Origin of the sequence: Nocardia brasiliensis ATCC 700358 (assembly GCF_000250675.2) — a bacterium.
GTDB classification, from domain to species: Bacteria; Actinomycetota; Actinomycetes; order Mycobacteriales; family Mycobacteriaceae; genus Nocardia; species Nocardia brasiliensis_B.
This window is the reverse complement of the sequence record NC_018681.1, coordinates 4836775-4861306: the sequence shown is the minus strand read 5'-3', so window position 1 is coordinate 4861306 and position 24532 is coordinate 4836775. Positions and strand designations below refer to the sequence as shown.

Sequence of the window (24532 nt, the reverse complement as noted above, 5' to 3'; positions counted from 1 at the left end):
CGCGGCAGTACGGAGTGGTGTGAACGGGACGTGGGAGGCGTGGGGCGAGGTCGTGCTCGCCGCGTCCGCCGTGCTGCCGGTGGCCGGTGTGCTGGCCTGGTGGCTGGCCCGGTGGCGGGGCCGGCGCGCGGCGGTGTGCGAGGTCGGGCTGGTGGTCGGCACCGCACCGTGGCTGTGGATGATCTTGACGCCGAAAGGAACTGGTCGTTCGGTAAATTTGGTGCCCCTCCGCGACCTCGCCGACCAGTTGACCGACGACCGGGTGGTCGAGCAGTTCGGCGGGAACCTGCTGGTGTGCGCCGCGCTGGGCCTTCTGCTCCCGGTGCGCTGGGCGTGGTTCGGCCGCTGGTATCGCATCCTATTGGCGGGCGCGGCGATGTCGCTCGCGGTCGAGGTGCTGCAGTTCGCGCTCGCCATCGGCCGCCACTCCTCGGTGGACGACGTGCTGCTGAACGCCGCCGGAGCGGGCCTGGCGGGCCTGCTCTCCCGGCGGTGGTGGGCCTCGCGCCTGCCCGATACCGTTACAGCGCTTTCGGATCGGCCATCATCGCCATCGCGGCCGCTCGCTGCGCCGCGGTGACCTCGCCCCGGATCAGATTCGCGGCTCGGCGGAATTCGGCCGAGCGCGCGTCCGCCGCGCGCGTCGCGCGCGCGGCGGAGAACGTCGAGTCGATGCCCGCGACATGCTCGGCGATCCGCCGGGTTTCCGGGATGCCGAGGCCGACCGCGATCGCGAGCGCGTCCTTCCAGTGCTGGCGGGCCACGGAGAAATGCGCCGAGCAGTAGTTCACGGTCGCGATCGCGTCGTAGGCGAGCACCTCCTCGTAAGGCGAGCCGGACGCGCACGCGATGTGCAGCGCCCGCTCGTAGTGCGCCAGCGCTTCCCGGCGATGACCACGACGACGATGGACGTCGCCGATCCCCAGATGCGTACAGCACTTGAGGATCAGGTCGTTGTTGCGTTCGGCGCGCGCCAGTGCCGCACGGAAGCTGTCCAGCGCGGGCTCGTACTTCTCCAGGTGGGCGTAGACGGTGCCGATCCGGATCGAAAGATAATTGTGGAACAGGGTTTTCGAGGAGATCGCGGCGAGCGACTTCCCGGCGTCGCCCAAGTAGGTCAGCGCGTCCTCGTAGCGGCCCACGCGTACCGCGGTGTCGCTGAGTCGCATCTGCGCACAGGAACGCAGATAGGGATCACCGGTGTCCGCGGCGATGGCGACGGCCTGGTGCAGGTAGTCGAACGCGTCGTCGACGTAACCCATTCGCTCGTGCACCTGGCCGAGGCCTTGCAGCGCATAGCCTTCCAGGTACCGGTCACCGATCAGCCGCGACAGCGACAGGCACTGGTGGTAGCCCATCAGCGCGTCCCGGTAGCGCGCCATCCGGAAGTAGACCAGGCCGCTGTGGTGCATGGCCCGCGCGGCGTTCGAGTAGTCGCGCATGCCGTGCGCGAGCCGCACCGCGTCGTCGAGCACCACCAGCGCCTGCTGACAGTGCCGCATCCGCCACAGCGTGTAGCCGAGGTTCACCAGCAGGCGGCATTCCTCGGCCTGCTCGCCGTTGTTCCTGGCCACCTCGACCGCGTCGAAGTGCATCGTGATGGCGTCGTCGGAGCAGCGCAGCCCGGTGACGTAAGGCCACCACAGGATTTCGGAGAACAGCCGGGTGTAGTCCGACCAGCGGGCCCTGGTCGCCTCCCGCGCGACGGCCAACAGGTTGAGCCGTTCGGTGTGCAGCCAGGACACGCACTCGTGATGGCTGTCCAGCCCGGGCATCGGGGTGGCCGGTTTCGGCAGATCCGCGATGCGGCTGGTGCGGTCCGGCAGGATCTTGCGGCCGACCGTCCAGGCGGCGTACCGGTAGTAGTCGAACAGCCGGGTCAGCGCGGCGCTGCCCTCGCCGGTGCCGGGTTCCTCCAGCGTCGCGGCGTAGTCCCGCACCAGGTTGTGGAATCGATAGCGTTCGGAGACAACCTGTTCCAGCAGGTGGACGTCGACCAGCGCCTCGAGTATCTGCTCCGCGGCGCAGCTGTCGATCTCGGCGAGCGCGGCGGTGGCGTAGGTGTCGAAGTCGCGACCGGGGTGCAGGCCGAGCAGCCGGAACACCCGCTGTTGCGCGGGCGGCAGGTCCTGAAAGCTGGCGGTGAGCGCGGCGGCCACACTGCGTGACCCCGCGGACAGGTGTTCGAGGCGGTGGCTCGGATGTCGGAGCCGTTCGGCGAGCCGGTCGACCGGCCAGACCGGCCGGGCGCGCAGCCGCCCGGCCGCGATCCGAATGGCCAGCGGCAGATAGCCGCACAGCCGTACGGTCTCCTCGACCGCGTCGGGCTCGGCCGCGATCCGCTCGTCGTCGACGATGGTGGCGAACAGCGCCGTGGCGTCCTGCGGCGAGAGCACGTCCAGCGAAAGGGTTTGCGATACCTCCAGTTCCACGAGCCTACGCCTGCTCGTGATCAGCACCAGGCAGCTCGGGGTGCCGGGCAGCAGCGGCCGAACCTGATCGGCGTCGGCGACGTTGTCGAAGACCAGCAGCGCCGACCGGGACGCGATCTCGGTGCGCCACAGGGCGGCTCGCGCGTCGAGATCCGGCGGGATGGATTCGCTCGGCACGCCCACCGCGCGCAGCAGCCGGTCCAGCGCCACCATCGGCTCGACCGGCGCGCTCTGCGCGGCATGGCCGTGCAGGTCGATGTAGAGCTGGGCGTCGGGGTAGCGGCTGCCGAGCTGGTGGGCCGCGTGGATCGCCAGGGTCGTCTTGCCGACGCCGGCCATACCGTCGATCGCCTCGATCAACACCGTCGGGCGGCCCGCCTTGGGCGGCAGATCGGCGAGCAGCCGGTCCATCTCGTCGGTGCGGCCGGTGAAGTCCGCGATATCGCCGGGCAGCTGGTTGCGGCTCGGCAGCGTCTCGGGGCGCAGCTCGAGCACGGCGCCGATCTCGCCCGCCCCGAGCGGACCGTCGCCCGGAGCGGCCGGGCCGGGGTGCGGCACCTCCTGGTCGGGGCCGCCGGGGTCGGTGGTCGCGGCGGGCGGCGGTTCGATCTCGTCGCGCAGGATGCGCCGATGCAGTTCGCGCAATTCCCGGCCCGGCTCGATGCCGATCTCGTCGGCGAGCCTGCGCTGCGCGTCCTGGAAGACCAGCAGCGCCTCCGCCTGGCGGCCGCAGTGGTAGAGGCCGAGCATGAGCAGCGTGCGGAAGCGTTCCTGCAGCGGGTGGGCCGTGACCAGCGGGGCGAGTTCGGAGACCGCCTCGGCGTGGTGGCCGAGGGCGATCTTGATACCGGCCCGATGCTCGAGCGCGCTCAGATAGCGCTCCTGCAACCGGCGGCGTTCGCCCTCGATGATCGGCCCGGCCAAGCCGCTGAACGGCTCACCGCGCCACAGCGCGAGCGCGGCCTCGGTGTGCGCGGCCGCGGCGGCCAGGTCGCTGTCGCGTCTACAGCGCTCGGCGGTCGCCAGGAGCCGGTCGAACGCGACGTGATCCGACAGCGTGGGGTCGCCGTGCAGGACGTACCCCGTCTCGGACCACACCAGCGCGGGCTCGGCGACCTTGCGGCGCGGCGCCAGGGCGCGGCGCAGCCTGCTGACGTAGGTCTGGACACCGTTGCGCGCGTCACCGGGCGGGTGTTCACCCCACACCCCGTCGATGATCGCGTTCACCGTTACCGGCCGGTTCATCTCCAGCATCAGCGCCACGAGCACTGCCTGTTGTTTCGCTGGGCCCAACTCGATTTCACAGTCATCCCGCCATGCCGTGAACGAGCCGAGCACCCCATATCTGATCTGTGTTTGAGCCATGGACAAGCCCTCCTGAACCATGTGCTGCCAGCGCAGAGCATAGGCGGCGCGGGCCGCGCCGAGCGCGGGAACGCGGGGATAGTTACCACTTTGACCAGTCATTTACGCACTAGTACAGCGCCAGTTACGCAGGCCGGGACATCCTGATCGAGTGTGCTGCACCAGGATTCGGGGGCAACGACGTGCGAGGGGGCCGGTCGGCCTGCGGCCTCGCAATCACGCATCCAGTTATGGTCGAGCGTCCACTAGGTGGATCGGCCAGGCAGTGCACCAGCTGAGCCGCCGTACCGGCGTGCCCCGACGGGCTCCGGACGAGGTTGCCGCCCACGGGGATTCGGGGTGGACGGCGCGCGCACGTGCTACGACGTGTCCCGGCTGTGTGATCGGACGTACCCGAAACGCTCACCATCGCAGACTTTCGGCCAGCAGACGATCAGTTCCGCCCGGCACAGGTGATGAGCGAGGGAGTTCGCTATGCAATCCGGTAACAAATCGCTGCTGCGCAGTTTGACTTCGATTCAGAAAGAACTGTGGATAGCGCACGAACTTTCCGATATTCCCAATAATTGCATCGTCTACATCGATATCCATACGGATCTGGAACTCGGATATTTCGCCGACGCCCTGCAGCAGGTTTTCGCGGAGTCGCCGTCGCTGACGGTCAACATCGTCCGTGGACCGAACGGGCCGATGCAGGTGGAACGGGATATCCGGGATTGGCTGCCGACCTACGTCGACTTCACCGCGGAACCGGACCCCACCGCCGCGGCGCTGGACTACCTGGCCCGGGAACGTGAACTCGGGTTCGATCTGGAGCTGGACTCGCTGCTGCGGGTCGCGCTGCTCGAGGTCGGCGCCGATCACTACCTGCTCTCGATGTGCTTCCACCACATCATCATGGACGGTGTCGGCGTGGCCACCTGGGCGCAGCGGGTGCTCGACGTGTACTGCGCCATGGTGGCCGGAACACCGATAGCACCAGCCGATTTCGTGCACATCGATGCTCTCATCGAGCATGATCTCGCCTACCGCCGCCGTCAGCAGGCGATCGATCGTGCATACTGGCGCAAGCAGATTCCCGCGGGGATCGAGCCGCTGCGGCTGCCGGGCAACGCGGCGCCGGGCACGCCACCGGGCCGCATCGGCAGTACCCACAGCTTCTCCGGCGCGGAACTGGGCGGGCTGCTGAGCGCCGCACGCGCGGCCGACGTGAAGCTGCCGTATCTGCTGCTGTCCGTGGCGGCGGCCGCGATCCAGCGCTACGCGTTGCGCGACGAATTCTGTTTGCAGATACCGGTGTCGAATCAGGTCGGGATCGCGCACAAGACGCCGTGCCAGCTGTCGGACACGGTACCGCTGCTGGTCGATTCGAACCGCAATCTGTCGCTGGCGGAGCTGGCCCATCGGATCTACGCGACCATTGCCGGCGCCCGCGATCATCTGCGGTACGGACTCTCCGATATCCGCCGGGACCTGAGAATGCCGAAGACGAAAGGCAATCCGTTCGGTCCGGTCGTCAACGTCATGTCGTTTTTCGGGGCGCTGGAAATGTCGGGCGGCACCGCCGATCTCCAGCTCTATTCCGCCGGTAACAGCGGCGATCTGTCCATCGTCTTCTATTACGAGCGGCGTTCGGACCGGGGCGGCTATCTGCGGATCGAGGGTGACGCGCAACGGTATACCGACGCCGACCTGCACACCTATCTCGACTCCATCGCGGGTTTCCTGCGCCAGGCGATCGCCGATCCCGGCGTATCCATCGGCGCGGTGGACATTCTCGGTCCCGACCGCCGCCTGGTGCTGCAGGCGTGGAACGACACGGCGGTGCCGGTGGACCCGGAGGCGACGTTGGTGGGACTGTTCGAAGAGCAGGTGCGCCGCGCGCCCGACGCGGTCGCGGTGGTGTCCGGCCCGGCCGAACTCTCCTACCGGGACCTCGACCTGTGGTCGGATCGGGTGGCGCGCACGCTGATTTCCCGCGGCGTGCGGCCGGACAGCGTGGTGGCCGTCGCGTTGCCGCGATCGGTGGAATTGATCGTCGCGATCCTGGCGGTGGTGAAGGCGGGCGGCGCCTATCTGCCCGTCGATCCGGGCTATCCGGCCGAGCGGCTGGCATTCGTGCTCCACGATGCCGCGCCGGTGGCCGTGGTCACCGATGAGGCCACCGCGAACACGTTGCCGCGCAACCCGGTTCCGGTCATCATGGTCGGGGAGGTCGCGGGGGAACGGTCGGGCGTGGTGCGTCCGGTGCCGTTGCGACCGGGCAATCTGGCCTACCTCATCTACACGTCCGGGTCCACCGGGCGGCCGAAGGGCGTCGGGGTCACCCATCGCAACGTGGCCTCGCTGTTCCTGAGCACCGCTCCGTGGTGCGGCTTCGGTCCGGAAGACGTATGGGCATGGTGCCATTCGCAGGCCTTCGACTTCTCGGTGTGGGAGATCTGGGGTGCGCTGCTGCACGGCGGCCGGGGCGTCGTGGTGCCGTGGGACGTGGTGCGCACCCCGGCACAGCTGTGGGATCTGGTGGTGGACCAGAACGTGACGGTGCTCAACCAGACGCCGTCCGCCTTCTACGCGCTGGCCGAAGCGCGCGCCGCCGGCGACCGCGTCGAATCGTCCTTGCGCATGGTGATTTTCGGCGGCGAAGCATTGCAGCCCGGCTACCTGCGGCCGTGGTACGCGGCGGGCCACGGGCCCGGCCCGGCACTGGTGAACATGTACGGGATCACCGAAACCACCGTGCACGTCACGCGACTCGAACTGTCGGCGGCGCAGCGCGCCCGCGGCGGCAGCCCGATCGGGTCGGCGCTGGGGAATATGCGGGTGTACGTGCTGGATTCGTGGTTGCTGCCGGTACCCGTGGGTGTCGCCGGTGAATTGTATGTAGCGGGCGCGCAATTGGCGCGCGGCTACCAGGGACGAGCCGGGCTGACCGCGGCCCGTTTCGTGGCCGATCCGTTCGATCCGGCGGGCGGCGGGCGCCTGTATCGCACGGGCGACGTGGTCCGCTGGACCACGGGCGGCGTCCTGGAATACCTGGGCCGGGCCGACGATCAGGTCAAGATCCGCGGCTTCCGGATCGAACCGGCCGAGGTGGAAGCCGTACTGGCACAGCACCCCTCGGTGGCCCAGGCGGTGGTGGTGGCCGGCGACACCGAAGGCGGCAAGCAGCTGATCGGATACGTGGTGGCCGAGCGCAACGGTCGCCCGAACGGGCACCGCCTGGACGGGGCACAGGTGCGCCGATTCGCCGCCGAGCGGCTGCCCGAGTTCCTGGTGCCCGCCGCGGTGCTGGTGCTCGACGCGGTGCCGTTGACGCCCAACGGAAAACTCGACCGTGCCGCGTTGCCTGCCCCGGAGTGGGTGTCCTCGGCGGGATATCGAGCCCCGGGCAACGAGACCGAACGGGTCCTGGCGGGTCTGTTCGCCGAGGTGCTCGGTGTGGACCGGGTCGGCGTGGACGACAGCTTCTTCGAATTGGGCGGCCACTCGCTGTCCGCCACCCGCCTGATCAGTCGAATCCGCGCGACGCTGGGCGTCGAGGTGCCGATCCGGACGGTCTTCGACGCGGCGACCGTGGCGCAGCTGGTGACTCGGCTCGACGACAGCGCCCAGGTGCGTCCCACCCTCACGACTCGTCCACGGCCGGGCATGCTGCCGCTGTCGTACGCCCAGCGGCGGCTGTGGTTCATCCAACGGCTGGAAGGACCCTCGGCCACCTACAACGTGCCGCTGGCGGCGCGGGTGCGGGGCGCATTCGATCCGGCGGCGTTCACCGCGGCCCTCGGCGACGTGGTGGCCAGACACGAAAGCCTGCGCACGGTCTTCGCCGAGACCGACGGTGTGCCCGCACAGCAGGTGCTCGACCCGGGCAGCGTGCGGATACCCGTGCTCGTCACCGACGTGGATCCGGCCGAAGCGGCGGGCGCGGTGGCCGAGGCCGCGGGCTACCGTTTCGACCTGTCGACGGAGATCCCGCTGCGGGCCCACGTGTTCCGCTGCGGCACCGACGAGTGGGCGCTGCTCGTGCTGATCCATCACATCGTCGGCGACGGCTGGTCGGTGACGACGCTGCTGCGGGATGTGTCCCAGGCGTACACGGCTCGGCGTGCGCAGCGCCAGCCGCTGTGGGCGCCGTTGCCGGTGCAGTACGCAGATTACACGCTGTGGCAGCGCGAGATGCTGGGCTCTGCCGCCGACCCGGGCAGCGTGCTCGCGCGGCAATTCGACTACTGGCGAACCGAACTCGACGAACTGCCCGAGCAGCTGCCGCTGCCACTGGATCGGCCGCGGCCGCGCGTGGCGGGCTATCGCGGCGACCGCGTCCTGTTCGAGATCGACGCCGCTACCCGGGCCGCGGTCGAGCACCTCGCGGGTAGCGCGGGCGCTACGGTGTCGATGGTCTTGCAGGCGGCGCTGGCGGTGTTGCTGAACAAACTCGGTGCGGGCGAGGATATTCCGATCGGCTCGCCGATCGCGGGCCGGACCGACGAGGCGCTGGCCGAGCTGGTCGGCTGCTTCGTCAACACCTGGGTGCTGCGCGCGACCGTCGCGCCCGCGGCGGCTTTCACCGAGATCCTGGCCGGAGTCCGGGCAAAAGCGCTGGCCGCCTACGAGAACCAGGACGCGCCGTTCGAACTGCTGGTCGAGCTGCTCAATCCGGCGCGTTCGGCGGCCCATCATCCGCTGTTCCAGGTGCTGCTGACGTTGCAGAACAACGCCTTTCCGGCGCTCGCCCTGCCCGGCGCCGACGTGACGCCTTTCCTGCCGCCCACCACCACGTCGCGCTTCGATCTGACCTTCGACATCGCCGACGCCCCGGATCACGGTGCCGCGCCTGAGCCGGTCGGCTGGCACGGTTACATCGAATACGCCACCGAGTTGTTCGATCGAGACACCGTCACGGCGATGGCCGCGCGCTGGGTGCGGATCCTGCGCCAGGTGGTGGCGGATCCGGACCGTCCGGTGGGGTCGATCGACGTCCTCGACGGCGCGGAGCGGAATCTGGTGGTGCGGCAGTGGAACCAGCACGCCGTGCCGTCGGTTCGGCGCGGTACCACGCTCGAGCGGTTCGAGGCGCAGGCGGCCGCGACCCCGGCCGCGACCGCGGTCGTCGGCGCGGACGCAGAGATCTCGTACCAGGAACTCGATGATCGGGCGAATCGGCTCGCGCACGTCCTGACCGCGCAGGGGGTGGGTCCGGAAACGATTGTGGCGGTGGCTTTGCCGCGCGCACCGCAGCTGATCGTGGCGTTGCTGGCGGTGTGGAAAGCGGGTGGCGGGTACCTGCCGATCGATCCGGCGTATCCCTCGGACCGGCTGGCGTTCATCCTCGCCGATGCCGCACCCGTGGTGCTCGTCACCGACCGTGCCACCGCCCCTACGCTGCCGGACACCGCGGTCGCCCGTCTGCACCTCGATGAGCTCGAGTACCTCGGCACAACCGGAGCGCCACGCGGCGGTGCCGCGCGTACGGGCAATCTGGCGTACTTGATCTACACGTCCGGCTCGACCGGTGTGCCCAAAGGTGTTGCGGTCACACACGACAACGTGCACAGCCTTGCGGGACAGGCGTGGGCGGCGGGACCGGGCGAGCGCGTCCTGGTGCACTCCTCGACCGCGTTCGACGCCTCGACCTACGAGATCTGGCCCGCGCTGATCGCGGGCGGCGCCGTGGTGCTCGCCGGTGCGCCGCGGTCGGACGCGGCCGAGATCATCGGACTGGTCGCGTCGCGGGCGGTGACCAAGATGTTCTGCACTCCGGCGTTGCTGGCGGTGCTGCTCGAACACGCGGAAACGATGCCGGGCCGGCCGCTGCGCGGCTTGAACCAGGTGATCGTCGGTGGCGCCGAACTCGACGCGGCACTGGTGCACCGGGCGCGGACCGCCAGTGCCGGCGCACGGGTGAGCAACGGCTACGGGCCGACCGAGACCACGGTGTTCGCCACGGTGTTCCACGCCGACGGCGTGAGCGCGCACGCGCCTGCGGTGCCGATCGGGTCACCGCTGGCCGATGTCCGTGCGTTCGTGCTGGATTCGTGGCTGCGGCCGGTGCCGATCGGCGTCGCGGGGGAGCTGTACGTGGCCGGGGCCCAAGTGTCGCGCGGATATCGCGGGCGGCCGGGGTTCACCGCCACACGGTTCGTGGCCGATCCCTTCGATACGGCAGGCGGACGGTTGTACCGCACCGGTGATGTGGTGCGCTGGAACCGGTCCGGGCAGCTGGAGTTCGTCGGGCGGGTCGACGATCAGGTGAAGATCCGCGGCTTCCGGGTGGAGCCGGGAGAAGTGGAAATCGTGCTGGCACAGCATCCTTCGGTGTCCCGCGCCGTGGTCGTGGCCCGGAACACCGCCGGCGGCGAGCAGTTGGTGGGCTACGTCGTCGCCCAGCACACTGGCAGGGCGGCGGGCACGAACGGTCACGCCGAGCTGACCGGCGCGGACGTGCGCGCGTTCGCCGCCGAGCGGCTGCCCGAATTCATGGTGCCCGCAGCGGTTCTCGTCCTCGACGCGGTGCCGTTGACACCGAACGGCAAACTGGATCGGGGCGCGCTGCCCGCGCCCGAGTTGCGTTCCGGCGCACGGTATCGCGCACCGAGCACCATCCAGGAACACATGCTGGTCGAGCTGTATCGCGAGATCCTCGGCCGCGACCGGGTCGGCGTGGACGACAGTTTCTTCGAACTGGGTGGTCATTCGCTGCTGGCCACCCGGCTGGCCAGCCGGATCCGGGTGGTGCTCGGTGTCGAGGTGCCGATCCGGACGGTGTTCGATGCGCCGAGCGTGGCGCAGCTGGTGACCAGGCTCGACGCCGACGCGAAGGTGCGTCCCGCGCTGCTGAGTCAGGCTCGGCCCGAGGTGATTCCGCTGTCCTACGCGCAGCAGCGGCTGTGGTTCATCCACCGCCTGGAAGGTCCCTCGGCCACCTACAACATGGTGCTGGCGGTCCGGCTGCACGGACTGGACATCACGGCCTTCGGTGCCGCCGTGCGTGATGTGGTGGCCAGGCACGAGAGCTTGCGCACGATCTTCGTCGCCGCCGACGGCGTGCCCGCCCAGCGGGTACTCGCGACGGACGACATCGAGGTGCCGGTGCTGGTGACCGACGTGGCCGCCGCCGAGGTGGCCGCGGCCGTGACCGAGGCCGCCCGCTACGGGTTCGACCTGTCCGCGGAGATCCCCGTGCGTACCAGTGTTTTCCGGTACGCCCCGGACGCGTGCGTCGCGGTGATGCTGGTCCATCACATCGCCGGGGACGGCTGGTCGCTGACGCCGCTGCTGCGGGATCTGTCCGCCGCGTACGACTCCCGCCTGGCCGGCCGCGCCCCGCGCTGGACCGCGCTGCCGGTGCAGTACGTGGACTACACGCTGTGGCAGCGGGACCTGCTCGGCGCGCCGGACGATCCGGACAGTGTGCTCGCGCGCCAATTCGAGTACTGGCGAAACGAACTCGACGATCTGCCCGAGCAGCTGCGGCTGCCCGCCGACCGGCCGCGGCCGCGGGTGGCGAGCTACCGCGGCGACGTGGTCCCCTTCGAGGTCGACGCGTCACTGCGCGCGGAGGTGGAACAGTTCGCGGCTCGCGAAGGCGCGACCGTGTCGATGGTGTGGCAAGCGGCGCTGGTCGTGTTGCTGTCCAAACTCGGTGCGGGGGAGGATATTCCGATCGGCGCGCCGATCGCCGGGCGGACCGACGAGGCGTTGGCGGATCTGGTCGGCTTCTTCGTGAACACCTGGGTGCTGCGCGCCACGGTCACGGCCGCGGCGTCGTTCGCCGAGGTGCTGGGGCAGGTCCGGGCGAAAGCGCTGGCCGCGTACGAGAATCAGGATATTCCGTTCGAACTGCTGGTGGAGTTGCTCAACCCGGTGCGTTCGGCGGCGCACCATCCGCTGTTCCAGGTGACGCTGGCCTTCCAGAACAACACGCTGCCCGCCCTGGAGCTGTCGGGGGTGCGGCTCGAACCGTACGACGCGTCCACCGCCACCTCGCGCTTCGACCTGTTCTTCAATGTCTCGGAGGCACCGGCCGGTGCGCCGTGGCGCGGCTTCGTCGAGTACGCGACCGAACTGTTCGATCGGTCCACGGTCGCGGCCATGGCGCACCGGCTGGTGCGGGTACTGCGGCAGGCGGTGTCGAGCCCGGCCGAACCGGTGGGCACAATCGATCTGCTCGACGGTGCGGAACGTGAACTGGTGCTGGCCCGCTGGAACGACACCGCGTGCGCGCTGCCGGAAACCACCGTGGCCGGGCTGTTCGAAAAGCAGGCCGCCCGCACCCCCGACGCGGTGGCCGTCGTCGGCGCGGCGACCGAACTCACCTACCGTGACCTCGACGGCCAGGCCGATCGGCTCGCGCGGCGCCTGCGCGCCCACGGCGTCGGCCCCGACCGCGTCGTCGCGGTGGCCCTGCCCCGGTCGCCGGAGCTGGTCGTCGCGTTGCTCGCGGTGCTGAAGGCGGGTGGCGGATATCTGCCGGTCGATCCGGTGTACGCGACGGATCGTTTGGCGTTCGTGCTGGACGACGCGGCGCCGGTGCTCGTGCTCACCGATGCCGCCACCGAGAACGTGTTGCCGCACAACGCGATACCGCGCCTGGAGGTCGACACGGCGGAGCTGCCGGATCTCGGCGACGTCGGCGGTACGGCTCGGCCGCAGAACCTGGCGTATGTGATCTATACGTCCGGTTCGACCGGCGTGCCCAAAGGTGTCGGCGTGACGCATCGCAACGTGGTCAACCTGGTGGCCCAGGCCTGGTCGGCGAGTTCCGGCGATCGGGTGCTGGTGCACTCCTCGGTCGCGTTCGACGCGTCCACCTACGAGATCTGGCCCGCGCTGTGCGGCGGCGCGGCGCTGGTGATCGCCGCGGCGGAGCGCTCGGATCCGGGGGAGATCACCCGCCTGATCGCGAGCCGGTCGGTGACGAAGCTGTTCGCGACACCGCCGCTGCTCTCGGCGCTGGTCGAGCACGCGGTGTCGTTGCCGGGCACGCCCCTGCGCAGCCTGACCCAGGTGAACACCGGAGCCGACACGTTGCCCAGCGGATTGGTCGACGCGTTGCAAACGGTGTGCGGCGATGTCCGGGTCGACAACCTCTACGGTCCGACCGAGGCGACGGTGGACGTCACCGCTTATCGCGTGCCCGCCGGCCTGCGGGACGCGGTGGTCCCGATCGGGGCGCCGGTGGCGAACAGCCGTGTGTACGTGCTGGATTCGTGGCTCACGCCGGTCCCGGTGGGCGTGGCCGGTGAATTGTATGTGTCCGGCGCGCAATTGGCGCGCGGCTACCGCGGGCGGGCGGGGTTGACTGCCGCGCGGTTCGTGGCCGATCCGTTCGATCCGGCGGGCGGACGGCTGTATCGGACCGGCGACATGGTCCGCTGGACGGATTCGGGCGTGCTGGAGTTCGTCGGCCGGGCCGACGATCAGGTCAAGATCCGCGGGTTCCGGGTGGAACCGGCCGAGGTGGAATCCGTACTGGCGCAACACCCGTCGGTGGCGCAGGCGGTGGTGGTGGCCCGCGACACCGGCAACGAGGGCGGCAAGCAGCTGGTGGGTTACGTCGTCGCCGACCGTTCGGGGCCGATCGTGGGCGAGGACGAGTTGGTGGGGCAGTGGCGCCGGGTCTACGACGACCTGTACGCCGGGATGAGCGAGCCCGGCACCCGAATCGGCGCACAGGCCGGGTTCGGCAACGACTTCGGTGGGTGGAACAGCAGTTACACCGGTGCGGCGATTCCGTTGGCGCAGATGCGGGAGTGGCGGGCGGCGACGGTGGATCGGATTCGGGGGTTGGGTCCGCGTCGGGTGCTGGAGATCGGTGTGGGTTCGGGTTTGCTGATGTCGCAGTTGGCCCGGGAATGCGTCGAGTACCACGCGACGGACTTCTCCGCCGAGACCATCGCCTCGCTGCGCCACCAGCTCGCGGAGTTGTCCGAGGACTGGGTCGAGCACGTCGAGTTGAGCGTCCGGGCCGCCGACGACGGGTCCGGATTGCCGGCGGGCCATTTCGATACCGTGATCGTGAACTCGGTGATCCAGTACTTCCCCGGGGAGCGGTACCTGCGCCGGGTGCTCGAGCACGCGCTGCGCGTGCTGGCGCCCGGCGGCGCGGTGTTCGTCGGTGACATCCGAAATCTGGCCCTGCTCAAGGAGTTCACCACCGCGGCGCAGATCCGGCGCAACGGCGGCGCGGATCCGGCGGCGGTCGAGGACCGCGTGCGCCGCGATATCGCCGCCGAACAGGAGTTGCTGCTCGCACCGGAGTATTTCGAGGCTTTGCGCGAGACGCTCGGGATCGGCGCGGTGGATATCGCGCTGAAGCGGGGATATTCGGTGAACGAGCTGACCCGGTACCGGTACGACGTGGTGCTGTACAAGGCGCCGGTGGCACCCGTCGCCGTTGCCGAGCTGCCGAAAGCTGTTTTCCGCGACGAAGAATGGCTCCGGACGCTGCTGCGGGAGCGTTGTGCCGGCGTCCGGGTCACCGGTATCCCGCACGCCGGGCTGGTCGGGGAGGTCGCGGCCGCACATCGGATTCGCAACGGTGTGCCGGTCGACCCGGACCGCGAAACCGGTGCGCTCGCCGCGGGTTTCGAAGGCGTGGTCGGTGACTACACGGCGCGCTCGGCAGCCGGTCTGCTGCCCGAGGACCTGCACCGGCTCGGTACGGAATTCGGCTATCGGACCGCGGTCACCTGGTCGGCGGAGCCGGGCCGGATGACGGCCGTGTTCGTCGACGCCGTGACGGCGCCGGACGGACCGCTCGCCGACGTGTACACCCAGACGGTGCAGGGTGATCCGGCCGGATACGCGAACAGCCCGCACGCGGGCCTGCTGGCCGCCGAGGTACGCCGGTGGGCCACCGACCGTCTGCCCGAGTTCATGGTGCCCGCGACCGTGCTGGTGCTCGATTCGGTGCCGTTGACCGCCACCGGCAAACTCGACCGGGCCGCCCTGCCCGACCCCGAGTTCGCCCCCGTCCGCGCCTACCGGGCACCGCGTGACGAGCGCGAGCGGGTGCTGGCCGAATTGTTCGCCGAGATTCTCGGCCTGGACCGCGTCGGTATCGATGACAGCTTCTTCGCGCTGGGCGGGCACTCGTTGCTCGCCACCCGGTTGGCCAGCCGCATCCGGGTGGTGCTCGGGGTGGAGGTGCCGATCCGGACGGTGTTCGACGCACCGACAGTGGCGCAGTTGGTGACTCGGCTCGACGCAGGGGCGATGCTGCGGCCGGCCCTGGTCGCGCGGCCGCGCCCGGACGTGGTGCCGTTGTCGTTCGCGCAGCGGCGCCTGTGGTTCATCCACCGGCTCGAAGGACCCTCGGCCACCTACAACATGGCCTACGCGGTGCGGCTGCACGGGGCCGACGCCGCGGTGCTGACCACGGCCATCGGTGACGTGGTGCGCAGGCACGAAAGCCTGCGCACGATCTTCGCCGACGCCGACGGCGTGCCGTCGCAACGGGTACTCGACGCGGACCGGCTCGAGGTTCCGGTACACCGCCGCACCGTCGACCCGGCCGAGGTCGACGCCGCGGTGACGGACGCCGTGCGCTACGGCTTCGATCTGTCGACCGAGATCCCGCTGCGCGCAGACGTTTTCGAGTGCGGCGCGGACGAGTATGTGGTGGTACTGCTGATCCATCACATCGCCGGTGACGGCTGGTCGATGACGCCGCTGCTGCGGGACCTGTCGACGGCGTACACGGCGCGCATCGGCGGCCGGGCGCCGGATCAGCCGCCGCTGCCGGTGCAGTACGTGGACTACACGCTGTGGCAGCGCGAGTTGCTGGGCGAGGCCACCGATCCGGACAGTGTGCTCGCACGGCAATTCGAGTACTGGCGTCGTGAACTCGACGGCCTGCCCGACCAGCTCCAGCTGCCGGCCGACCGCCCACGGCCGCGGGTGGCGAGCTACCGCGGCGATATGGTGTTCTTCGAGATCGATCCCGAAATACGCACGGCAGTCGAGCGATTGGCGGCGACCGAAGGCGCGACGGTCTCGATGGTGCTGCAGGCGGCGCTGGCCGTGCTGCTGAGCAGACTCGGTGCGGGCGAGGATATTCCGATCGGGTCACCGATCGCCGGGCGCACCGACGAGGCCTTGGCCGATCTGGTGGGCTTCTTCGTGAACTCCTGGGTGCTGCGCGCGAAGGTCCCGGTGGCCCTGTCGTTCCGGGAGGTCCTGGCCCAGGTGCGGACGAAGGCGCTGGCCGCCTACGAGAACCAGGACGTCCCGTTCGAACTGCTGGTCGAGCTGCTCAATCCGGCGCGCTCGGCGGCGCATCACCCGTTGTTCCAGGTGTCGCTGGCTTTCCAGAACAACTCGCTGCCGACCCTCGAGCTGCCCGGCGTGCGGTTCGAGCCGCATGTCGCGACCACGGCGACCGCCCGATTCGACCTGTTCTTCAACATCACCGACGCACCGGCCGGCCAGGCCTGGAGCGGGCTGGTCGAATACGCGACCGAACTGTTCGACGGGTCGACGGTCGAGACCATGGTGCGCCGGTTCGAGCAGGTGCTACGCCGGATCGTGGTGGCACCGGCCGCCGCCGTCGGGTCGATCGATGTACTCGGCGCGGACGAACGAGAGTCGATGCTGCACAGGTGGAACGCGGCCACGGCGGCGGTGCCGGAGACGACCCTGATCGAGGTGTTCGAGGCACAGGTGGCGCGGACGCCGAAGGAGCTCGCGGTGGTGTGTGCCGACACCGAACTCACCTATCACGAACTCGACCTGCGCGCGGGGCGGTTGGCGCGGATGCTGACGGCCTACGGGGTCGGCGCGGAGCGGCTGGCGGCGGTGGCATTGCCGCGCTCGCCGGATTTGCTCGTGGCGTTGCTGGCGGTGTTGAAGGCCGGGGGCGGGTACTTGCCGATCGATCCGGCGTACCCGTCGGATCGCGTCGAATTCGTGCTCACCGACGCGGCTCCCGTTGTCCTGGTGACGGATTCGGCGACCGCGAAGCTGCTGCCGTCGACCGCGGCACCGCAGGTGCACCTGGACGCGCCCGACGCGGTAGCGGCCATGGCCGGGCGTGACGGCTCCGCCCAGGTTCCGAGCAGCGCGCCCGCGCCGCAGAACCTGGCGTACGTGATCTACACGTCCGGCTCGACCGGCCGGCCGAAAGGCGTGGCGATCACCCATCGCAACGTCGTCAACCTGGTTGCGCAGGCATGGTCGGTGTCGTCGGAGGACCGGGTGCTGGTGCACTCCTCGATCGCCTTCGACGCGACCACCTACGAGATCTGGCCTGCGCTGTGCGGCGGCGCGGCGGTCGTGCTGACCTGCGAGCAGCGCGCGGATCTGGCGGAAATCACTCGGCTGGTGCAACGGCAATCGGTGACCAAGATGTTCGCCACACCACCGCTGCTCGCGGCACTGTCCGACCATGTGGCGTCGCTGCCCGGCAGTCCGTTGCAATCGTTGCGCCGGGTGATCGTCGGCGGCGCCGAACTGACCGCCGACGTCGTGCGCAAGCTGCCCGAACGCGGTGCGCGGGCGCAGATCATGAACGGCTACGGGCCCACCGAGACCACGGCGTGCGTGACCACCTACGACGCCGGGACCGAACTCGACGGGCCGGTGCCGATCGGGGTGCCGGTGCCGAATACCCGGGTGTACGTGCTGGATTCGTGGCTGATGCCCGTGCCGGTGGGCGTGGCCGGTGAGCTGTACGTGGCGGGCGCCCAAGTGGGACGGGGTTATCGGGGCCGGCCCGGACTGACCGCGGCCCGGTTCGTGGCCGACCCGTTCGACGCCGCCGGCGGCCGGTTGTATCGCACCGGTGACGTGGTGCGCTGGAACCGCTCGGGGCAGCTGGAATTCGCGGGCCGGGTCGACGACCAGGTGAAGATCCGCGGCTTCCGGGTGGAGCCGGGCGAAGTGGAAACCGTGCTGGCCCAGCATCCTTCGGTGTCCAGCGCCGTCGTCGTCGCGCGCGAGACGGAGACGGGCGGCAAGCATCTGATCGGCTACGTGGTGCCCGATCGCTCGGGCCCCGCCGGTGGTGAGGACGAACTGGTGGGCCAGTGGCGCCGCGTGTACGACGACCTGTATTCCGGTGCGAGCAAGGCCGGCAACGGTTCCCGCAACGGGCACGGCGGTGCGGCCGCGCCGCCGGCGGCGGGCGAGACGCCGTTCGGTGGCGACTTCGGTGGTTGGAACAGCAGTTACACCGGTGCGCCGATTCCGTTGGCACAGATGCGGGAATGGCGGTCCGCCACGGTCGAGCGCATTCGCGGCTTGGGCCCGGGGCGGCTGCTCGAAATCGGTGTCGGGTCGGGTCTGCTGCTCTCGGAACTCGCCCCGGACTGCGTCGAATACCGGGCGACGGACCTGTCGGCGGCGACCGTCGACACGCTGCGGCAGCAGCTCGCGCGGCTGGACGCGGACTGGACGGATCGGGTCGTCCTGAGTGCCCAAGCCGCCGATGACGTGACGGGGTTGCCGCAGCACCACTTCGACACAGTGGTGTTGAACTCCGTCGTCCAGTACTTCCCGAGCGAAGCGTATCTGCGCCGGGTGCTCGACCGCGTCCGCGGCCTGTTGGCCCCGGGTGGTGCGGTGTTCGTGGGCGACGTGCGCAATCTGGCGCTACTGCCCGAGTTCACGACCGCCGTGCAGGTCACCCGCCACGGCGGCGAGGACCCGGCGGCGGTCGCCGACCGCGTCCGGCGCGATATCGCGGGGGAACAGGAACTGCTCCTGGCGCCGGAGTACTTCCTCGCGGCCGGATTCGACGCGGTCGACATCCAGCTCAAGCGTGGACGATCGGTCAACGAGCTGACCCGGTTCCGCTACGACGTGGTCCTGCACACGAGCCCGGCCACGCCGATCTCGGTGCTCGACCTGCCGAAGGTCGAGTTCGACGACGGTGACCGGCTGCGCGAGCTGTTGCGGTCGCGGCACCCGGAAGGGCTTCGGGTCACCGGGATTCCACACGCCGGACTGCTCGGTCAGATCGCCGCGACGCGGCGTATCGCGGAGGGTATGGCGGTGTCGAGCGGCCCGCAAAGCGACCCGCGCACAGCCGGTTTCGAGGGGATGCTCGCGTCTTCGGACCCGGCCGAGGTCGGCTTGCTGCCCGAGGACCTGCATGTGCTGGCCGGACAGTTCGGTTACGCCGCCGCCGTCACCTGGTCGGCGCGACCGGATCGGATGGACGCGGTGTTCGTCGATGCGGCAGGCGCGCAAGGACGTTCGCTCGACGGGGTCTACCTGCCGGCGGGCGCTGTCGAGGACCGTGGACACTACGCCAACAACCCGCAGGACAGCCTGCTGCCCGCCGGTGTGCGGGCGTTCGCGGCCGAACGGCTGCCGGATTTCATGGTGCCGACGGCGGTGCTGGTGCTGGACGCGGTGCCGCTGACCGCGAACGGCAAGCTCGATCGTGCCGCCCTGCCGGATCCGGACTTCTTGTCCGCCAAGGCTTATCGGGCGCCGCGCAACGATCTCGAGCAGACCCTGACGGGCCTGTTCAGCGAAATACTCGGGGTCGGACGGGTGGGCATCGACGACAGCTTCTTCGCGCTGGGCGGCCACTCGCTGCTGGCCACCCGGCTGGCGAGCCGGATCCGGGCGGTGCTCGGTGTCGAGGTGCCGATCCGGGTGATGTTCGAGGCCGCGACCGTCGCCGAACTCGCCGACCGGTGGCCCCGGCTCGCGCCCTCGCGACGACCGGCGCTGCGCAGGATGAACCGAGAGGTGGGTCTGTGATGATTCCGTTGTCGTACGCGCAGCGGCGGTTGTGGTTCATCCATCGGCTGGACGGCCCGTCCGCCACCTACAACATGCCGCTGACGGTCCGGTTGACCGGTCCGTTCGATGCGCGGGCCTTCGCGGCCGCGGTCGGTGACGTGGTCGGCAGGCACGAGAGCCTGCGCACGATCTTCGTCGAGGTGGACGGCGTGCCCGGGCAGCGGGTGCTCGACGTGGACCGGGTCGAGGTGCCGGTGACGGTCACCGAGGTGGCCGCCGCCGAACTCGAGGCCGCCGTGACGGCGGCGGTGCGGTGCGAGTTCGATCTGGCGTCGGAAGTCCCGGTCCGGGCCGACGTGTTCCGCTATGCGGCTGACGCCTGCGTGGTGGTGTTGCTGATCCACCACATCGCCGGTGACGGCTGGTCCATGACACCGCTGCTGCGCGACCTGTCCGAGGCGTACGCGGCGCGGCGGCAGGGCACGGCGCCGGAATGGGAGCCGCTGCCGGTGCAGTACGTGGATTACACGCTGTGGCAACAGGAATTGCTCGGGTCGGCGACCGATCCGGACAGCGTGCTGTCCCAGCAGTTCGCCTACTGGCGGCAGGAACTGGACGGGGTGCCCGAACAACTGCCGCTGCCGACGGACCGGCCGCGGCCGCGGGTGGCGAGCCATCGCGGTGAGGTGCTGGTTTACGGGATCGACGCCGAGTTGCGCGCCGAGGTGGAGCGCTTCGCCACGGCGGCGGGGGCCACGGTCTCGATGGTGTGGCAGTCGGCCCTGGCGGTGCTGCTGGCCAAACTCGGTGCGGGCGAGGATATTCCGATCGGCGCGCCGATCGCGGGTCGCACCGACGACGCGCTGACCGAGCTGGTCGGGTTCTTCGTCAACACCTGGGTGCTGCGCGCTCAGGTATCGCCGACGGACACCTTCGCCGACCTCGTCGGTCAGGTGAAGGCGAAAGCGCTGGCCGCCTACGAGAATCAGGATCTGCCGTTCGAATTGCTGGTCGAGCTGCTCAATCCGGCACGTTCGGCCGCGCACCATCCGCTGTTCCAGGTCCTGCTGAGCGTCCAGAACAACACTGCCCCGACCTTTTCCCTGTCCGGGGTCGGCTTCGAGCCCTATGCGCTGGCGACGACGACCTCGCGCTTCGATCTGACGTTCAACGTCGCCGACGCCGCCGGTGGCTGGGACATGCACGTCGAATACGCCACCGACCTGTTCGATCGGGCCACCATCGAGGCGCTGACGGCGCGGTTCGTCCGGCTCGTCCGGGCGGCCGTGTCCGCGCCGGATCGTCAGGTGGGGTCGATCGACCTGCTCGACACCGGCGAACGCGCGCTGGTGTTGCGCCGCTGGAACGACACCGCGCGCGAGCTGCCCGGCACCACGGTCATCGGACTGTTCGAAGCGCAGGTGGCGCGCACGCCGGACGCGGTCGCGGTGATCTGCGGTGCGCACCGGCTGACCTATCGGGATCTCGGCGCTCGCGCGGATCAGCTGGCGCGCGTGCTGATCTCGCGGGGTGTCGGTCCGGACACCGTCGTGGCGGTGGCGCTGCCGCGTTCGGTGGATCTGCTGGTCGCGTTGGTTGCGGTGTTGCGCGCCGGGGGCGGTTACTTGCCGATCGACCCCGGATATCCGTCGGAGCGGCTGGCTTTCGTGCTCGCCGACGCCACGCCGGTCGTCGTGGTGACCGATCCGAGCACGGCACATGTGCTCCCGCCCGCGGACGTACCGTACCTGTCTGTCGACACCGCGGACACGGGACTTGCGAGTCCGGTCGACGGGCCCTCGGCCGAAGACCTGGCATACGTGATCTACACCTCCGGTTCAACCGGTGTGCCCAAAGGTGTTGGTATCACACATCGCAACGTGGTGAACCTGGTTGCCCAGGCGTGGTCGGCGGGGCCTTCGGATCGGGTGCTGGTGCATTCGTCGATCGCCTTCGACGCGTCCACCTACGAGATCTGGCCCGCCCTGTGCGGCGGAGCGACCCTGGTGGTCGCGACCGAGCAGCGGTCGGATCCGGCGGAGATCTCGCGCCTGGTCGCGCTGCACTCGGTGACGCGAATGTTCGCGACACCGGTGCTGCTCGCCGCGTTGGTCGAATACGCCGCACCGCTGCCGGATCGGCCGCTGGCCGCCCTGGCACAGGTGCACACCGGTGCCGACACGGTGTCTTCGGCACTGGTCGAGGGGCTGCGGGCGGTGTGCGACGGGGTGCGGGTAGCCAACCTCTACGGCCCGACCGAGGCGACGGTGAACGTGACGTCTTATGTGACACCGGATCTCGTCGCGGGCGCTACCGTGCCCATCGGCGGGCCGGTGGCCAATACCCGGGTATACGTGCTGGATTCGCGGCTGTTGCCGGTGCCCGTGGGTGTCGCCGGCGAATTGTATGCGGCCGGTGCGCAGTTGGCCCGCGGCTATCGCGGGCGGCCGGGATTGACGGCGGGCCGTTTCGTGGCAGACCCGTTCGACCCGGCGGGTGGGCGGCTGTACCGCACCGGTGATGTCGTGCGTTGGACCGCCGCGGGCGTGCTGGAGTTCGTGGGCCGGGCCGACGATCAGGTGAAGATCCGCGGGTTCCGGGTCGAGCCCGGCGAGGTGGAAGCCGCTCTGGCACAGCATCCTTCGGTCGCACAGGCCGTGGTCGTCGCGGTGGACACCGAATCCCGGGGCAAGCAGCTGATCGGGTACGTGGTCGCCGAGCGCGCGGCCGCGGCGGAACTCGACGGTGCCGAGGTGCGTCGTTTCGCGGGTACCCGCCTGCCGGACTTCCTGGTGCCCGCGGCGGTGCTGGTGGTGGACTCGGTGCCGCGGACCGCCAATGGCAAGCTCGATCGGGCCGCGTTGCCGGTCCCGGAGCTGAGGTCCGCGGCGGAGTACCGAGCGCCCGGCACGGCGCAGGAACGATTGCTCGCCGCATTGTTCGCCGAGGTGCTCGGCGTCGAGCGGGTCGGCGCGGACGACAGCTTCTTCGAACTGGGCGGGCACTCGCTGCTGGCGACGCGGCTGGCCAGCCGGATCCGGACGGCGATGGGGGTCGAGGTCGCGATCCGCGCGATCTTCGAGGCGCCGACCGTGGCGCAGTTGGTGACCCGGCTCGAGACCGGTGCCCGGCCCCGGCCGGCGTTGGCGCCGCGACCGCGCCCGGACGTGCTGCCGCTCTCGTACGCGCAGCGGCGGCTGTGGTTCGTGCACCGCTTGGAAGGACCGTCGGCCACCTTCAACATCCCGTTGGCGGTGCGGTTGCGCGGGGTGGACGTGGCGGCGCTGGGCGGCGCGCTGCGCGATGTGGTGGCCCGGCACGAGAGCCTGCGCACGGTGTTCACCGAGCGCGACGGCATACCCGCGCAACAGATCATGGCCGCGGAATCCGCCGACGTGCCGGTCGTCGTCACCGACACGGACCCGGGCGAGGTGGCGGTCGCGGTGCGCGCGGCGGTGCGCTACGGTTTCGACCTGTCCACGCAGATCCCGGTCCGCGCCACCGTGTTCCGGTGCGCCGACGACGAATGCGTGGTCGTGGTGCTGCTGCATCACATCGCGGGGGACGGCTGGTCGATGACGCCGCTGCTGCGGGATCTGGCGTCGGCGTACGCGGCCCGCCTCGCGGGACGGGCGCCGGACTGGTCGCCGCTGCCGGTGCAGTACGCGGATTACACGCTGTGGCAACGCGAACTGCTCGGCGCGCAGACCGATCCGGACAGCGTGCTGTCTCAGCAGTACGAGTACTGGCGGCGCGAACTCGACGGACTGCCCGAACAATTGCGACTGCCGACGGACCGGCCACGACCACGGGTCGCCGGCTATCGCGGCGACGTGGTGGCGTTCGGCATCGATCCCGCGACGCGCGCCGCGGTGGAACGCTCGGCGGCGGATGCGGGCGCGACCGTCTCGATGGTGTTGCAGGCGGCCTTGGCGGTGTTGCTGTTCGAACTCGGTGCGGGCGAGGACATTCCGATCGGCTCGCCGATCGCCGGGCGCACCGATGAGGCACTGGCCGATCTGGTGGGCTTCTTCGTGAACACCTGGGTGCTGCGGACGGCCGTCACGCCCGCCGCGTCGTTCGCGGAGATCGTCGCTCAGGTCCGGGCGAAAGCCCTTGCCGCCTACGAGAATCAGGACATTCCGTTCGAATTGCTGGTGGAACTGCTGAATCCGGTGCGCTCGGCCGCGCATCATCCGCTGTTCCAGGTGTCGCTGGCCTTCCAGAACAACACCTTGCCGACGTTCGACCTGCACGGCACCGAGTTCGCGCCCTACGACGTGTCGCTGGGCGTCGCGCGCTTCGATCTGTTCTTCAACATCGCCGACGCACCCGCCGGTCAGCAGTGGAGCGGCCTGGTGGAATACGCGACCGAACTCTTCGACCGGGCCACGGTCGAGACGATGGTGGCGCGGCTGCTGCGCGTGCTGCGGCAGGTGACCGCCGTCCCGGACCGGCCCGTCGGCCGCCTCGACGTGCTCGAACCCGGCGAACGGGATGCGATGGTGCGCCGGTGGAACGGTGGCAGCGCCGACGTCCCGGAGACCACGGTGGCCGGACTGTTCGAGGCACAGGCCGCCCGCACGCCGGAGGCGATCGCGGTCGTCTGCGCGGAGGTCGAGCTGTCCTACCGTGAACTCGATGCGCGCGCCGACCGGCTCGCACAGCTCCTCGTCGCGCAGGGCGTCCGCCCGGATGCCGTGGTCGCCGTGGCCCTGCCGCGGACGGCGGAGCTGATCGTGGCGCTGCTCGGCGTGCTGAAAGCGGGCGGCGGATACTTGCCGATCGATCCGGCGTACCCCGCGGATCGGCTCCGGTTCGTGCTTACCGACGCCGCGCCCGTCGTCGTGCTGACCGACTCCGCGACCGCGCCGCTGTTGCCCGACTCGGCGACGCCACAACTGTGCCTGGACAGTGAGTGGCCTGCGGGCACGGACGTCGAGCGGTTGCCGCACCCGCAGAACCTGGCGTACGTGATCTACACCTCCGGTTCCACCGGCGTGCCGAAAGGCGTTGGCGTCACGCAGCGCAACGTG

General features: G+C 70.0%; 4 protein-coding genes (1 of these 4 cut by a window edge). 3 read left to right on the top strand and 1 reads right to left on the bottom strand.

Annotated features, from left to right (window positions below):
* The first annotated feature begins 19 nt into the window (after window positions 1-19).
* Entirely contained in the window at window positions 20-580 is a 561-nt protein-coding gene (locus tag O3I_RS21510) for a VanZ family protein (RefSeq protein WP_014985085.1), read from the top strand.
* Here O3I_RS21510 and O3I_RS42810 read toward each other — a convergent pair.
* Window positions 522-3899: an AfsR/SARP family transcriptional regulator gene (locus O3I_RS42810; protein WP_081594062.1), complete on the bottom strand. Its 3378-nt coding sequence runs from the start codon at window positions 3897-3899 to the stop codon at window positions 522-524. The genes O3I_RS21510 and O3I_RS42810 overlap by 59 nt on opposite strands.
* Before the next feature lie 372 nt (window positions 3900-4271).
* Here O3I_RS42810 and O3I_RS21500 point away from each other — a divergent pair, with 372 nt between their 5' ends.
* Together O3I_RS21500 and O3I_RS21495 are read left to right on the top strand one after the other, a co-directional pair.
* Window positions 4272-19514 (top strand): non-ribosomal peptide synthetase, encoded by a 15243-nt coding sequence (locus O3I_RS21500; RefSeq protein ID WP_014985083.1) that lies wholly within the window; start codon window positions 4272-4274, stop codon window positions 19512-19514.
* On the top strand, window positions 19514-24532 hold the beginning of the coding sequence (locus tag O3I_RS21495; RefSeq protein WP_014985082.1) for a non-ribosomal peptide synthase/polyketide synthase. The gene runs 15726 nt beyond the window's last position; the window shows 5019 of its 20745 coding nt (coding positions 1-5019); its start codon is at window positions 19514-19516; its stop codon lies off the right edge, out of view. Before O3I_RS21500 ends, O3I_RS21495 begins: the two co-directional genes overlap by 1 nt.